The sequence below is a fragment of the Desulfitobacterium sp. LBE genome, assembly GCF_007830365.1.
Lineage (GTDB): Bacteria > Bacillota > Desulfitobacteriia > Desulfitobacteriales > Desulfitobacteriaceae > Desulfitobacterium > Desulfitobacterium hafniense.
The window spans coordinates 1,383,999-1,398,295 of sequence record NZ_VLKD01000001.1 but is presented as its reverse complement, the minus strand read 5'-3'; the positions used below and the strand labels follow the sequence as shown (position 1 = coordinate 1,398,295).

Genomic DNA, 14,297 nt, shown 5'->3' with positions numbered 1-14,297 from the left:
AATGGATTTTAGACTCACAGAAGAACAGGAGCTGTTAATCGAAAGCTTGCGGCAAGTCCTGGCCAATGAAATAACGGAGAGTTATCTTGCGGAATGCGATGAAAACCATGTGTTCCCGGATAAATTGGCGGATGCCCTGATGGATAACGGATTCGGACTTCTTGGAGTGCCGGAAGAGTACGGAGGCACACCCTGCGACGTTCTGACCCAGATCATGGTCATTGAGGAATTAGCCCGGGCAGGCGGGCCTGCTTATATGTTTACCAATGCGATGCTGATCGACGATATGCTGACCTTTGGCAATGAAGAACAGAAACGCATCACCATGGCATACGCCGGCCGGGGCAGAATGGCTTTCAGCCTGGGAATATCGGAACCTCAAGCCGGGTCGGACGACAGTGCCATCGCCTCTACGGCTACCCGCAGAAACGGCAAAGTTTACCTGAACGGCCATAAGACCTGGATCAGCAATGCCGGCGAATACCCTTATTGCCTGTTTTTAACCCGGGATTCCCAGGCGCCTAACCCTCATAAAGCCATCTCTATGTGGTGGGTGGATATGACCAAACCAGGCATTAAGCTGCAAGCTGTCGGTAAAGTTGGTTTCAAAATGAGCAAATTCTATGAACTTTATCTTGAAGATGTGGAAGTCGAAGAAAAAGACCTGGTAGGAGTTGAGGGCGAAGGTTTCCTCCAACTGATGAAAAACTTTGAAATTGAGAGACTGGCCGGCGTTGCCGCCTCTTTGGGGTGGGCTCAGGGGGCCTTTGACGATGCGGTCCGTTACGCCAACCAAAGGGTGCAATTTGGGAAACCCATCGGGAACTTTCAACTGATTCAGAAGAAAATCACCGAAATGCAGATTAAGCTGGAGACAGTGCGCAGCATGCTTTACAAAGCTTGCTGGGAGAAAGAAAACGGTCTATCCGTTCAGATTTCTTCGGCCTTATGCAAGTACTATGTTGCCCGCGCTGCCCAAGAGGTCATTGATGATGCGATGCAGATCTTTGGCGGTATCGGCTATACGACAGAGACCAGGATTCAAAGATTCTGGAGGGATTGCCGTGCCAACCGGATCGGTGGGGGTACTGATGAAATCATGGTTCATATCGCCGGACGGGCTATTTTGAAGAAATATAAAAAGTAAAAATAAAAAACAATAAGGGAGTGGCTTTAATGAAACGTGCAGAGATTCCACAATTCGGCCCTTTACAAGGGGTCAGAGTAATTTGTGCAGGACTTGCTACAGCAGGCCCCTATGCGGCTACGATGATGTCTGATTTCGGAGCTGAAGTCATCAATATCGAAAGTGCTGTTGTGCCTGATCAAAGCCGGGCTGCCGGTGGTTCGGCATTTAAGCAGGATCATCGCAACCAAAGAGCTTTGGCCTTGCATATTCCTTCTCCTCAAGGCCGGGAGGTTTTCTACAAGTTGATCAAAGAGGCCGATATTTTTATTGAAAACTCAAAAGGGGGTCAATGGAAACGCTGGGGAATAACCGATGAAACCATGTGGGAAGTCAACCCGAAGCTGGTTATCGTTCACGTAACCGGCTACGGCCTAAGCGGAGATCCGAACTACGTGGAAAGGCCTTCCTGGGATGCCATCGGCCAGGCCTTTGGCACCCTCGTTTCCGTGAATGGAACAGAAGACGTCCCAATGGCTACGAACCCTTACATGTGTGACGCAACAACCGCGCTATACGCTTCCTGGGCAGCTTTAGCGGCCTATATCCGGGCCCAGAAAACAGGAATCGGCGACAGCATCGATTGCACCCAGTTCGAGTCGGTTCTGCGCGGGCAATCAGGATGGCCTCTTAAATATTTTAGCGAAGGGTTCCAACCCGCGAGAACGGGCGGCGAAAATGCGGTAGGTGCGGCATTTAAGGCCTTTAAATGCCAGGATGGATTCGTCTTCATTTGTTTCGGCGGGCCGGGCATTATGAAAGTCGGGCTGCCTTTCTTTGGCTTTGAGTGGGGATCGGAGCTTTTCCCCAGAGCTGTTCCCTGGGTACTGCAAGGAACCGAAGGGGCCAGGGTTCTGGAGGCAAAAATCAATGAATGGTGTGCTGCCAAAACGGTTGAAGAAGCTGAAAAAGAATTGAATGAGGCAGGTATCCCGGTCAGTCCGGTTATGACCTACGCCATGGCAGAAAAACATCCTCACTATATCGCCCGGGAAACCTTTACGGAATGGGAAACCGTCGACGGCGAAAAAATTAAGGGTGTCAATGTAGTGCCCAAACTGGCCAAGGAACCCGGCAAGGTATGGAGGGGCGCTCCCAAGTATGGCATGGACAATGAGGACATTTTGGCCGAACTGGGTTATTCCTCTGAAGAAATTCTGGCGCTTTACAACGATAAAGTTCTGGCGAAAGAGTAGGATCACGATAAGGGAAGCCTGTGTGCTAAGTGATAAGGCGGCCTGCTTGAAGCACATGCGGTGCTCTCCTTGGCACACAGGCTGCCTGGATTAATTATCGACCTCGGAATGACTATGAAGGGCGGTAGATATCATGAATAAGAAAGCTCATCACGCTTGGTGGATCATGATTAGTTGCGGAACCATATCCTTTTGTGTACTTGGTGTAGTCATGGCTTGCTCCGGGATTTTCTTCAAACCGGTTTGTGATTATTTAGGGGTTTCAAGAGGTGCTTTTTCCCTGTACATGACGATTATCTATCTGGCCATGTTTATTGTTTTGCCGATAGCCGGCAAGAAAATGCCTACGGCTAACTTTAAAAAATTTCTGATTGCGGCAATGGCTGTGTTTACTTTAACTTTTGCCGCAATGTCACAATTTACTTCCTTATATCACTGGTATGCGGCCGGTGTGTTAATGGGTATTTCCGGCGCTTTTGTGATGTTCCTTCCCATCCCTATTCTGATCAACAATTGGTTTAAACAAAAAGTTGGCTTCGCGCTGGGTTTAGCCTTAGCTATGTCAGGGGTCGGAGGAACCCTGTTTAACCCTGTTGGCGCTTATATCATTCAAAACTATGGTTGGAGAACGGGCTATCTTGCCCTTGGTCTTATTGCTTTTGCGATTACCATGCCGTTTATGATCTTTGTGGTTCGTTTTAAACCGGCCGAAATGGGACTTGAACCTTACGGAGCAGCGGAAGCTGCAGCAACTGCCCAAGTGCAGCCCCAGGCAGGTGCGAAACCTGCCGAGCTGCCCGGAGTTACTGCCGGCCAGGCTTTAAAATCCCCTGCTTTTTATACTGCCTTGATTTTTGCCGGTATGATGACAATGAGCGGTACGGTGCAAACTCATATCCCCGGATATGTAACCTCGATCGGTCTTTCCGCGATCGTTGGCGGTTTTGCCATTTCCATGACATCCTTTGGCATCATCTTCGGCAAATTAGTCATGGGTTACCTGAATGACAAAATCGGTTTAAGCAAAGCCATTACCACAGGAACAGTACTGTCAGCGGCAGGACTTATCACTATTTTAGCAGCGGGAAGCAATACAACATTATTATACGTCGGTGCTTTTATCTTTGGATTCGGTGGCATATCCATGGGTACGGTTATGCCCCCTATGGTCGTCAGGCAGTTCTTTGGTCAAAAGGATTTCAGTTCGATTTTTTCCAATATCCAATCGATTACGACCTTGCTGATGGCGTTTGCTATGACCCTGTATGGGTTCATATTTGACCTGAGTAAAAGCTATGCCAATTCCTTGCTGGCCTCTCTTTTGTTTTTATTGATTGCTTACGGAGGTTATCTGCTGACTACGGTGACGGCTAAAAAGCTTCCCAAATAATGGCTGTAAAGCTGCTTGTTTTTACTCAAATACAAACCAGTTTGAATGAAGTGGAAAAACGGGTCAGCCGTTTTTCCGCTTCACGATAACCAATGCATAGAGCAGCTCAATCCCTTGGGTTTTTTCTTGAATTTATTCAGGGCCTAGAGCATCTTGCTAAGGTAAAGTGAGGGATGGAAATGAACAATCAAGAAACCTTTCAGGGCATCCTGGATTATTGGGCAGAGATAGCGCCGCACCGGGAGGCGATCTTTGATGGGCAGCAGCGGCGGACTTTTCGGGAACTGAAAGAAGAGGTTCAGTGCCTTGCTTTTGCACTTTCTCAGCTGGAGATTAGAAAAGGGGATAAGGTGTTAACTATCATCCCCAATTGGTATGAATTCATCGTAATTTTCTTTGCCCTTGCCAAATTGGGGGCTATTCTTGTTCCCTGTAACGAAATCTTTGCGAAGAATGAAATTTGTGATCGTCTGCAGCAGGTGGAACCAAAAGCAGTTTTTATCGCCCATAAGAGCCATTTTTGCCTATTGCAAGAACAAAAACTAGCTTCCGAAATCATTACAACACGCTTGGAGGAAAAGGGCCTGTTGTCTTTTGCCAAACTTTTGGAAAAAGGAAGAAATGGCGCGATAAGGCCGGTGGAAGTGGATAGTTACAGTGATGTTTTAACAATTATGCTTACTTCGGGTTCAACAGGGCGCCCAAAGGGAGTAGAGCTGACTTATGAAAATTTATTTCAGGGGGCTAAAAGCATAGGGGAGCGCCTGGAATGTACCCATCAGGATATTTTCCTGGTTCCTGTACCCTGCAGCCATCTCTATGGTCTGGTCACCGGAATAGTGTTACCGCTTTATTTCGGCGGCAAGATCGTATTAATGGAGAACTACAGTCCCCGGGAAGCATTAGCCTTAATAGAACAGGAAAAAGTGACCGTGCATTATGGTGTGCCCACCATGTTCATACGAGAAATCAATGAACATCTCCAGCATAAAAAGGATGTAAGTTCACTGCGGACAGGTATGATTGGCGGCACCATGGTCGATGAGCATTTGGTTCGGCAAATACGCTCCGTACTGAATTGCAATATTATGGTTGCCTATGGCTCCACAGAGGCGGTTACCGTCTCCATGACAACCTTGCAGGATGATCTTGAGCTTCGGACACAAACGGCAGGAAGGCCTTATGAGGGTGTGGAGGTCAAGGTGATCGATGGGGATGGCAGAGCATTGGGGCCGGGAGAAGTTGGTGAATTGATTTGTAAAGGTTTCAATGTGATGAAAGGTTATCATCTTGCGCCGGAGGAAACGGCAAAGATCATTGATGAAAATGGCTGGCTGCACACAGGGGATTTAAGGACGATTGATCACTCAGGATATATCAGGATTGTCGGCAGAAAGAAAGATACAATCATTCGCGGGGGCTATAATATCTATCCTGGGGAGGTGGAAAAGGTTTATTATACTCACCCGGAGGTTCTGGAAGTCTGTGTAATGGGTGTTATGCAGGAAGAACTGGGAGAGCAGATCTATGCTTTTATCCAATTGAAAAAAGATAGTGAAGAAACGGAAACAACCTTAAGGGAGTATGCCAGAGGTAAAATTGCTAAATTTAAAATTCCTGACCAGGTGATTTTAATAAAGGAAATGCCTAGATCACCTAATGGAAAAATCGATAAGAAGGCACTGGCCAAAGGGCGGCAAGTTATTAGGAGATATAGCTGAATAAAGGTTTTAAACAATTTCAATAGGGTCATTGCCGAAAATTTGCTTTGGCAACGGTGTGAATATAACAGAAGGCGGCGGAAATGGGACGAAAAATGGAGGGGGATAGACATGTCTGAGGATCAATTTGATGCTGTAATCGTCGGCGGGGGGATCGCAGGGACAGTCGCCGGGTATTTATTGGCCAAAGAAGGACTGCAGGTAGCCGTCGTAGAGCGGGGGAATTATGCGGGCAGTAAAAATGTAACCGGCGGGCGCATCTATAGTCACAGTCTGGAGAAAATTATGCCTGATTTCGCCCAGGAGGCTCCGGTTGAGCGGAAGATTACCCGTGAAAAGATCAGTCTGATGACCGAGGAAAGCAATGTTACCTTGGATTACTATTCCGACATGCTCGGAATCCAGGGCAGCGACTCCTACTCCGTTTTGCGCGGAGTATTTGATAAGTGGCTGCAGGAAAAGGCGGAAGAAGCAGGGGCGATGTTTATTACCGGGATTCGCATCGATGATTTAATTTTCAGGGAGGGTAAAGTCTGCGGCGTTATTGCCGGAGGAGATGAACTGGAAGCCCAGGTTACGATTTTAGCTGATGGAGTTAATTCTCTCCTGGCACAGAAATTAGGATTCCGGGGCGAATTACGGCCGGAGCATGTGGCTGTCGGGGTCAAGGAAGTTATTGAGTTGCCGGTGCCGGTCCTCGAAGACCGCTTTAGCTGCCGGGGCCATGAAGGAACTTCATGGCTGTTTGCCGGGACCCCCTCAGCAGGGCGTGTGGGCGGCGGATTCCTATATACCAATAAGGAGAGCATTTCCATAGGTGTGGTCAGTACCCTTAGTGAACTGGTTAAAGGCCATAAATCCGTGCCCCAAATGCTTGAGGATTTTAAAAAGCATCCAGTGATTGAGCCCTTGCTTAAGGGCGGGAAATTGATCGAGTATTCCGGTCACCTTGTTCCCGAAGGGGGCTTAAAGATGATTCCTAAAATGACCGGCAATGGGGTCTTGGTTGTCGGCGACGCCGCCGGGTTCTGCATCAACTTAGGCTATGCCGTGCGGGGGATGGACTTTGCCGTTGCCTCAGCCGAATGTGCAGTAAAAGCAGTCTTGGCAGCCAAAGAGGCTGAGAATTATTCGGAAAGCTTTCTGCAATGTTATCAGACTTTTTTGAGCAATAGTTTTGTCATGAAGGATATGATCCATTACCAGAAGTTCCCCCGCTTCCTGGAAGAAACGCCGCGGATCTTTGCTGCTTATCCCCGAATGGCGGCAGATATGCTGGCAGAATTGTTCATTATGAATGGTCAGCCGGCTCAGCCCCTTATGAAGAACATGATGAGACATGTTAAGGAGGTTGGGTTGACGACTATTGCCAAAGATGCGTGGAAAGGAGTTCGATCCCTATGAGCACAGCCAACACGGTAAATGTGGATGAAAAGCTGGGACTGGATAAGTTTTATGTGGATGAGGAAAACGCTCATATTGTCCTGAAAAAAGATATCGACCGCAAAGAATATCATAAACTCATGCTGGCTTGTCCGGCAGGTCTTTATAAACAAGACGATAAAGGTGAGATTCATTTTGATTACGCAGGTTGCCTCGAATGTGGAACTTGCCGGGTGCTGTGCGGCACCACCCTATTAGAGAAGTGGGAATTCCCCGTAGGAACCTTAGGAATCGAGTTCAGATGGGGCTGAAAAAATAAGCAAGAGGAAAGGTGATTGAGTTGAAAGTTGTAGCATGTTACAAAGTTGTACCGGAAGAACAGGATATTATCGTTAAGGCGGAGCAGACATTGAATATTGATAAAGCAGAGTGGAAGATGGGTCAATATGACTTGAATGCTATCGAAGCAGGCGTTCAGTTAGCTGAGGTTACCGGCGGTGAACTGGTCGCACTTAGTGCAGGCGGCCAGGTTGTTGATAATTCTAAACTAAAAAAGGCCGCCTTATCCCGGGGGCCGCAAAGCTTATACCTTGTCGCTGATCAGGCTCTGGAGACTGCCGATTGTTATACAATAGCTGCCGCCCTGACTGCAGCTATCGAGAAGATTGGCGGCGTAGATCTGGTGCTCTGCGGTGAGGGTTCCGGAGATATTTATGCCCAGCAGGTAGGGGTCGTACTTGGTCAAATGCTGGGACGGGCCACCTTGAATGCGGTCAGTAAAATTACACCGGATGGTGATAAATTGGTTGTAGAACGCACTTTGGAGAATGAAGTGGAAGTGTTGGAAGTTTTGCTGCCAGCGGTTATTTCAGTGACCACGGATATCAACAAACCAAGGATTCCCACCTTAAAAGAGATTATGGCGGCCGGGAAAAAAACAACCGTAAAGTGGTCGTTAACTGATCTTCAGCTGAATGTAAGCAATAAGACAGAATGCATCAGTACCTTAGCACCGGAAGAAACAGACCGGAAACGAATCGTCATTGAGGGCGACAGCGATGAAAACATTGCCGAATTCTATGAACATCTGCGTAAGGTTTTATAATTGAAAGAGGTGAAGGACATGAGTAAATTAGCATGTGTATGGGTAATCGGCGAAGAAGTCGCTGCAATCAATGAATTAACTGCCGGTGCCAAGACGCTGGGGGATGAAACTGCCGTCCTCTTTGCAGGGGATAGAGAGCAGATTGCTCAGATTTTGGGTGCGGACAAGGTATATTATCTGGGAGCCTTAACAGATAAAATCCTGGAAAACTATATTCCGGCCATTATCAATTTGGTTGCAGAAAAGAAACCCAATCTGCTTCTGATTAGAAATACGAAAAGAGGGCGTTTAATCGCAGGAGCTTTGGCAGCAAACTGCGGGACTAATGTTTTGACTGATATTACGGAGATTGTGGCTGTCGGTAACGGTGTAGAGACCCAGCGTATGGTATACGGCGGGGCTGCGTTCCGTAAAGAAAAATCAACCAATCGGATCAATATCGCCTGTGTGGGAGCCGGATTATTTCAGGCAGGAGACAGGCAGGCTATCCCTTCGATTATTGATGTAGACGATGTAACTCCCGATGTTTCGATTAAGTGCCTGGAGAAGAAAGCAAAAAGCGGCGAAAAAGTCAATCTGGCGGCAGCTAAACGCGTTGTTGGGGTTGGCCGCGGTTTAAAGGCTGCAGAGGACTTGAAAATGATCGAGGCACTGGCGGCGGAACTAAAAGCGGAATTAGCCTGTTCCCGTCCCATTGCCGAAGAAGAAAAATGGATGGCTAAGGAACGTTATATTGGTGTTTCCGGTGTCATGCTCAAACCGGAGGTTTATATTGCCCTTGGAATTTCCGGGCAAGTTCAGCATACGGTTGGAATCAATCAGGCCAAAACGATTTTAGCCATTGACAAGGATAAAAATGCCCCTATCTTCAAGCAAGCAGACTACGGAATTGTCGGGGATATGTATAAAGTCGTTCCTGCTCTTATTGATAAGTTCAGGAAGTAAGCGAGCGTTCTTGGTATTATTGCATGTTGGAAAAATATATAAGAAATTTTTAATTAAGCTCTTCCTCAGCAGAAGGGCTTTTTTTTATTTTTCGAAATAAGAGCATAATACTCGATAAATTCGCGTTCAAAGCATTTTATAGACCACCTGCACCGAGTTCTTATTGGCGACATTACTTCTGGGGGATGGTCTGGAGTTTTTCTTCGTCTTGACCGTTAGTAAAATATATATATTCATTGTAAGAAGTTTCCTTTATAATTACCATATATAACTATGCAGCCGGTGGAGATATCTGAGAGTTTGAATAACAACTGCATTGGGTTGTGTACAACAAGGAAATACGTAATTTTGGAAGGCGTGATATGATGAAAAAAGTTCTTTTTTTGCTTATTGCAGTGGCCATTTTCTTTTGCGGATGCTCCTCATCTTCTTCTCAGAATAGCCGTGACGGCATTTCTGCAAATCCTGATGAAACGGTTAGCGGCCCCGCTGTTATTACCGGACGCGAAGTAATTTCCTGGTTGGATACGCGCCTGAATAAAAATGGCTATCCTACGCTGGAGATGGGGGTACACAGCGAATTGACACATGCTTTTGCCAGTGCATCTTATCAATGTGATTTATATATTCCAAGTCGTGGAATGTATTTATATTTCATTTCAGATCCGGAAGATAACAGATTACATCAGCTTATTTTTTATACGAATCACGATGAAATATCAGCTCCAGCTGAAGAATTACAAAGCTACATTTTATCTTCTTTGCCTTTTTTCTTTGAACCGGATAGATGGGAGGAGCTTAGCAATCAGCTGGCTATTGGCGTTTCCTCCGGCAAAGGACAATCTCTTGCTGCGAATGGAGCTTTTGAATATTTTCATGAAAACAATGAGGCGTTTACCGCTTTCAACGTTTGTGCGACTGGCGAAGAACTCATAGATATGCAAGCCCTTGATTTTGCAAATGGTGAAATAACATCACAAAAGATCGATTGGACGATAGCTGACTTTGTCGCGAAGCTTGATGAATATGCGATGAAGAAAGAGATGCCGCTTTTGTCGGATACCCGCCCTGTTTCTGTCGGGGCTGAAGATTTGGAAGGGTTGTCGCCTGACATCTGTGAAGGAGTCTATTATTCACTGGGACCGGGAGTAAGGATGTACCTCTTTGCTTCTGATGCAGGCAGGCTGGAAAGGGTTGAATTTATTGCTCTTTTGAATAGTGTCACATCCGACAGCCTGAGCCGGTTTGGTTATACACTTACCATAGCGGTGAATGCATTGGATGATGCGCGGGCATCCGACATCCTTGATACCATTAAAATCGATAATATCAGCCGTGAAGAGAACCGTCCTGCAATTGGCGGGCGAATGAATTATTTTTATTCTGTAACAAACGAGAGCCTGGGCCTTTATATTTCCCGTAATTCCCCTATGGTCTCCGTGAGCAAGAACCAAGAACCGGCAAATAATATTGAAGAAGGGTCCCAATCAAAAATAGAAACGCGGGTAGAAGCAAATAATTTGGTGCCTTCTGATAGTCCCGCCAAGCCGCCTGAAACTGTGAAAAAATCAGGAAATCCCTATACGGAGGGCTCGCCACGCTTTGAAGGCTGGCTTTGCGAAAAACTTGATGTGCGGTCTGATAGTACGACAGTGAAACCTGTTAATCCTAAAACATCTTTTAAATCAGGAGAAACCTTGTATCTTGCGGGCCGTTACTACGGCTGGGCGGGTGAGGAAAATTTAACCCTTATTTGGGAGTGGCCGGATGGCACGACATCTGAAAATGAACGGTACTATTTCGTTGCAGGTAATCAGGAGAGTTGGGGGTGCTCGCAATCCTGTAATCCTGGTCCAGGCAGCCTCACAATCATTATGGATAGTACAGGTCAAACATTAGCCACATTTGAATTTACGATCACAGATTAATTCGCTTTCTGCTCCTCCTTATAATTGCTCCGGCATATCAGCAGTGTAGAAATCATAGGGACTTCAAATCGCTATGACGGTGCTTTTATCATCGCCGGAAACCGCTCCTGTCGGCTATAGATTTTTTCATCAGGGATGCTGTATTATGATATAGTTAGTACAAATTCACCTTGTGAAGTTTACTTCCTCTCAATGTTCGACTGGAAGGAGCGATCATTATGAAACTGGAGCAGTTGCATTATTTAAAAGAAGCTATTCGTTACCGATCCTTGTCTATTGCAGCACGGGAAAACTTTATCTCTCAGCCTTCTTTCAGCGCGGCCATTACCAATTTGGAAAAAGAACTGGGTGCCAAGCTTTTAAACCGCTCTAACCGCGGCTGCACTCCTACGGATATCTGCATGGAGATTATGGATAAAGCGGATGTTATCTTTGCCATGGTTGAAGAGATTGAACTGCTGGCCAGCAATAGTTCCTATTGCGAGACCATTAATATTGCCGTTGTGTTGAGCATCTGCGAAGAAATCCTGCCTCAGGTGCTTTTAGAGATGGAGGGGGCCAAGGTCTTCTGTAAAGTAGCGGCGGCCTCTTTGGAAAGTGAGGCGATCTATCCCCGGGTTGCCTCAGGGAGTTCGGTTTTGGGGATAGTGGCCTACATCCCCAAGTTGCTCACCGCCGACCTCAAGTATACCCCTCTGTTCGAAGATGAGTACGTGCTTTATATCGGTCATCAGTCTCCTTTTTGGGAGCAGGGGAGCGTGTCCCTGGAGCAGATGCTGAGTCAGCCCTATATTGCCCTGGGGGATGATTTCGTCACCCCCAACAGCGATTGGGCTAAGGATATTCTGGCTTTTTCCATGCCCAAGGTGGAATCCCAGGTCAGTAATTTAAACACCCTGAAAAAGATGATCATCAACGGCCCCTATGTTTCTCTTCTCCCGCGCTTTATGGTAGCCGATGATATCTATGTTAAAAGTAATTTGATGAAGCCGGTGCGGATCGATGATATTTATTTATCGGCGCAGTTTGGTTACATAGAGAATACCCGCTATAAGCTGACCAAAAATTACACTGTTTTTTTGGATTACTTCAGAAAGATCCTGACCAGACTGGGGTACACCGTGTATAAAACTGTTTAACCCCCGGGCTCCTTTCATGTTTCATGGGGGCCGCCAATTCCCTGCAGAGCCGAGCCTTTTTCAGGTTCGGCTTGTTCCATGTGATAACTAGTTCAAGGTTTTGCCGATATCCCCTCCTTGAAAAACGATACAGACAAACGGGATAGGGTAAGGTACCATATCCAGTGTAAGGGTGTTTTGTAAAGTTTTTCTCAAACAGGAGGTCGAATCATGAATAGAGGCAGCACAAGTGAAAAAGTTATCGTCCTTGGTATTGATGGTATGGACCCCAGAATCACAAAAAAGTTGGTAGACGAGGGTAAACTGCCCAATATCAGAGCCTTCATCGAACGTGGTTCCGCTCGGGAGGATCTCGTGCTGATGGGCGCCATTCCTACCGTAACCCCTCCTTGCTGGACGACTCTGGCAACAGGCGCTTATCCAGGTACCCATGGCATCACCGATTTTTGGCGGCAATCCCGCAAAAACTTGGATGCAGTGACCTAATAATCTCAACTCGCAATTCTGTGAAGCCGAACCCCTTTGGAATACGGCGGCGGCCGCCGGCAAAAAGACTCTGGTATGGCACTGGCCCGGCAGTTCCTGGCCTCCGACCTCCGATAGCCCTAACCTTCATGTGGTGGACGGCACCCAGCCGGAATCCGTCAACATGGCCGTTGCCTGTATCGATTGGGAGCGGATCGTGGTGGCCAATGAAGATGTCCAGGAGGTTGTTTTCGTTCCCAAGATGGAGCGTGCTCAGGGTATGGGCTGCATCATCACCGATCTCAACGATCTGCTTGGGGAAAAAGAGAACCAGGAAACCAGCGCCGACCTTTGGTTCAGCGGCGAAATTACCGATGGGCGTGATATGAAAACCTATATCATGACCTATGAAGATACAGAACTTTATGTGGGGTGCCGTATCGCTTATGATGTGGTGAACTCACCTCTGAAAGAGGCAGTAAATTGGGCTGACGCACCGGAAGGGGCCAAGGAATTTACAGTTTTGACTTCCGATGGTCTCCTGAGACGGCCGGCTCTCATCTTAAAAGGGGAAGACGGAACCTATGACCGGGTAGCCCTCTACCGTTCCAAAAAGGACACCCAGCCCCTGGTGGTGGTCAAACGTGGTGAAATGATCGGGGATATCGTGGACACCATTCAAAAAGATGAAAAAACTTATCAGGGCAGCCGAGCATTTAAGGTTCTGGAATTAGCTGAGGATGGCTCGGAGGTGCGTTTTTGGATGAGCGCGGCTTTGGATATTGCCAACGATGACATTTGATCCCCGCCCTCCCTTTATCAGCAGGTCATCCAAAATGTTGGCCTGGTGCCGCCGGTGGGTCTGGTGGGCGGGGAAAACCCCGAACTGATCGAACATGCCTTTATTCCGGCCTGGGAAATCTACTGTCAATGGCAGGCCAGGGCTTTGAATCATCTGATCGCCGAGAACCAATACGATTTGGTGTTCAGTCATCTTCATAATGTGGACTGCGGTGGTCATCAGCTATGGCATTGTGCTAAAAATCAACCGGAATGGGCGCATACCGATGAGAACAATATCAGGGCTTCATCGAAGAATTCTATCGGCAGACGGACCGCTATCTGGGATAGTTTCTCCATTATTTAGACGAAAACTATACGGTATTGATCGTCTCGGATCACGGCTTAATCGTCGGCGAAGGGATTCCGCCGGTACTGGGTGACAGCAGCGGCGTCACCACCGGTGTCATGGAGGAATTGGGCTATACCGTGTTGGAGAAGGATGAAAATGGTGAATCCTTAAGGAATGTGGACTGGTCGAAGACCAAAGCCATCAACTCCAGGGCCCATTGGATCTATCTCAATCTTAAAGGACGGTATGAGCACGGTATTGTTGACCCTGCTGAAAAGTACGCACTGGAAGAACAGATTATCGATGATCTTTACAATTATCGGGACCCGAAAACGGGAAAACGCATCGTTTCCATCGCGATGCGTGATAAAGAAGCGGCCATATTGGGGGTTAACGGCAAAGACTGCGGCGATATCTTTTTCTGTATTGAAGAAGGCTTCAGCCGTGTCCATGGGGATAGCCTACCCACCTATTGGGGGTACGCCAATACTTCGGTATCGCCTGTTTTTATCGCCGCGGGTCAGGGAATCAAGCAGGGCTATCAGACGGAGCGTGTGATCCGCCAGGTCGATGTTGCCCCAACCATTGCGGCATTGATGGGCATTGGCTTTCCCAGAGAATGTGAAGGTGCCCCTGTCTATCAAATTTTTAAAGAAGCCTTTTAGTTCTGACGCTTTTAAATTCTCCCATCATTCGATGAAAGGCAG

10 protein-coding genes and 1 pseudogene are annotated in these 14,297 nt (G+C 47.2%); all 11 read left to right on the top strand.

Annotated features, from left to right (window positions below; translation table 11 throughout):
* Position 1 precedes the first annotated feature (1 nt).
* The 11 genes and pseudogenes from DESLBE_RS06770 to DESLBE_RS06720 all read left to right on the top strand — a co-directional run bounded on the left by DESLBE_RS06770 (position 2) and on the right by DESLBE_RS06720 (position 14,255).
* Complete coding sequence (locus DESLBE_RS06770; RefSeq protein ID WP_144675883.1) at positions 2-1,147, top strand: acyl-CoA dehydrogenase; 1,146 nt, start codon at positions 2-4, stop codon at positions 1,145-1,147.
* A 29-nt stretch (positions 1,148-1,176) separates the two neighbouring features.
* The gene (locus tag DESLBE_RS06765; RefSeq protein ID WP_144675880.1) at positions 1,177-2,382 is read left to right on the top strand and encodes a CoA transferase; all 1,206 of its coding nucleotides are present in this window, start codon (positions 1,177-1,179) and stop codon (positions 2,380-2,382) included.
* A 133-nt stretch (positions 2,383-2,515) separates the two neighbouring features.
* Positions 2,516-3,772 (top strand): MFS transporter, encoded by a 1,257-nt coding sequence (locus DESLBE_RS06760; protein WP_144675878.1) that lies wholly within the window; start codon positions 2,516-2,518, stop codon positions 3,770-3,772.
* Positions 3,773-3,951: 179 nt separating this feature from the next.
* A complete protein-coding gene (locus tag DESLBE_RS06755; protein WP_144675876.1) occupies positions 3,952-5,493 on the top strand; it encodes a class I adenylate-forming enzyme family protein in 1,542 nt (513 codons plus the stop codon).
* Between the two features lie 111 nt (positions 5,494-5,604).
* The gene (locus DESLBE_RS06750; RefSeq protein ID WP_144675874.1) at positions 5,605-6,897 is read left to right on the top strand and encodes an FAD-dependent oxidoreductase; all 1,293 of its coding nucleotides are present in this window, start codon (positions 5,605-5,607) and stop codon (positions 6,895-6,897) included.
* Positions 6,894-7,187 (top strand): hypothetical protein, encoded by a 294-nt coding sequence (locus DESLBE_RS06745; protein ID WP_005814003.1) that lies wholly within the window; start codon positions 6,894-6,896, stop codon positions 7,185-7,187. The genes DESLBE_RS06750 and DESLBE_RS06745 overlap by 4 nt, the downstream gene beginning before the upstream one ends.
* 29 nt (positions 7,188-7,216) lie before the next feature.
* On the top strand, positions 7,217-7,981 hold the full coding sequence (locus DESLBE_RS06740; RefSeq protein WP_172625520.1) for an electron transfer flavoprotein: 765 nt from the start codon (positions 7,217-7,219) through the stop codon (positions 7,979-7,981).
* Positions 7,982-7,999: 18 nt separating this feature from the next.
* Positions 8,000-8,926 (top strand): FAD-binding protein, encoded by a 927-nt coding sequence (locus DESLBE_RS06735; RefSeq protein WP_172625394.1) that lies wholly within the window; start codon positions 8,000-8,002, stop codon positions 8,924-8,926.
* Between the two features lie 362 nt (positions 8,927-9,288).
* The gene (locus DESLBE_RS06730) at positions 9,289-10,854 is read left to right on the top strand and encodes a hypothetical protein (RefSeq protein ID WP_144675868.1); all 1,566 of its coding nucleotides are present in this window, start codon (positions 9,289-9,291) and stop codon (positions 10,852-10,854) included.
* A 218-nt stretch (positions 10,855-11,072) separates the two neighbouring features.
* Positions 11,073-11,993: a LysR family transcriptional regulator gene (locus tag DESLBE_RS06725; RefSeq protein ID WP_005814010.1), complete on the top strand. Its 921-nt coding sequence runs from the start codon at positions 11,073-11,075 to the stop codon at positions 11,991-11,993.
* Positions 11,994-12,203: 210 nt separating this feature from the next.
* Positions 12,204-14,255, top strand: a pseudogene (locus DESLBE_RS06720) (alkaline phosphatase family protein).
* Positions 14,256-14,297 lie beyond the last annotated feature (42 nt).

What these genes read in the sequence shown, in the direction of transcription:
- DESLBE_RS06770 (WP_144675883.1), top strand. Translation starts at nt 2, where the DNA reads ATGGATTTTAGACTCACAGAAGAACAGGAGCTGTTAATCGAAAGCTTG.
- DESLBE_RS06725 (WP_005814010.1), top strand. Translation starts at nt 11,073, where the DNA reads ATGAAACTGGAGCAGTTGCATTATTTAAAAGAAGCTATTCGTTACCGA.
- DESLBE_RS06730 (WP_144675868.1), top strand. Translation starts at nt 9,289, where the DNA reads ATGATGAAAAAAGTTCTTTTTTTGCTTATTGCAGTGGCCATTTTCTTT.
- DESLBE_RS06760 (WP_144675878.1), top strand. Translation starts at nt 2,516, where the DNA reads ATGAATAAGAAAGCTCATCACGCTTGGTGGATCATGATTAGTTGCGGA.
- DESLBE_RS06765 (WP_144675880.1), top strand. Translation starts at nt 1,177, where the DNA reads ATGAAACGTGCAGAGATTCCACAATTCGGCCCTTTACAAGGGGTCAGA.
- DESLBE_RS06750 (WP_144675874.1), top strand. Translation starts at nt 5,605, where the DNA reads ATGTCTGAGGATCAATTTGATGCTGTAATCGTCGGCGGGGGGATCGCA.
- DESLBE_RS06755 (WP_144675876.1), top strand. Translation starts at nt 3,952, where the DNA reads ATGAACAATCAAGAAACCTTTCAGGGCATCCTGGATTATTGGGCAGAG.
- DESLBE_RS06735 (WP_172625394.1), top strand. Translation starts at nt 8,000, where the DNA reads ATGAGTAAATTAGCATGTGTATGGGTAATCGGCGAAGAAGTCGCTGCA.
- DESLBE_RS06745 (WP_005814003.1), top strand. Translation starts at nt 6,894, where the DNA reads ATGAGCACAGCCAACACGGTAAATGTGGATGAAAAGCTGGGACTGGAT.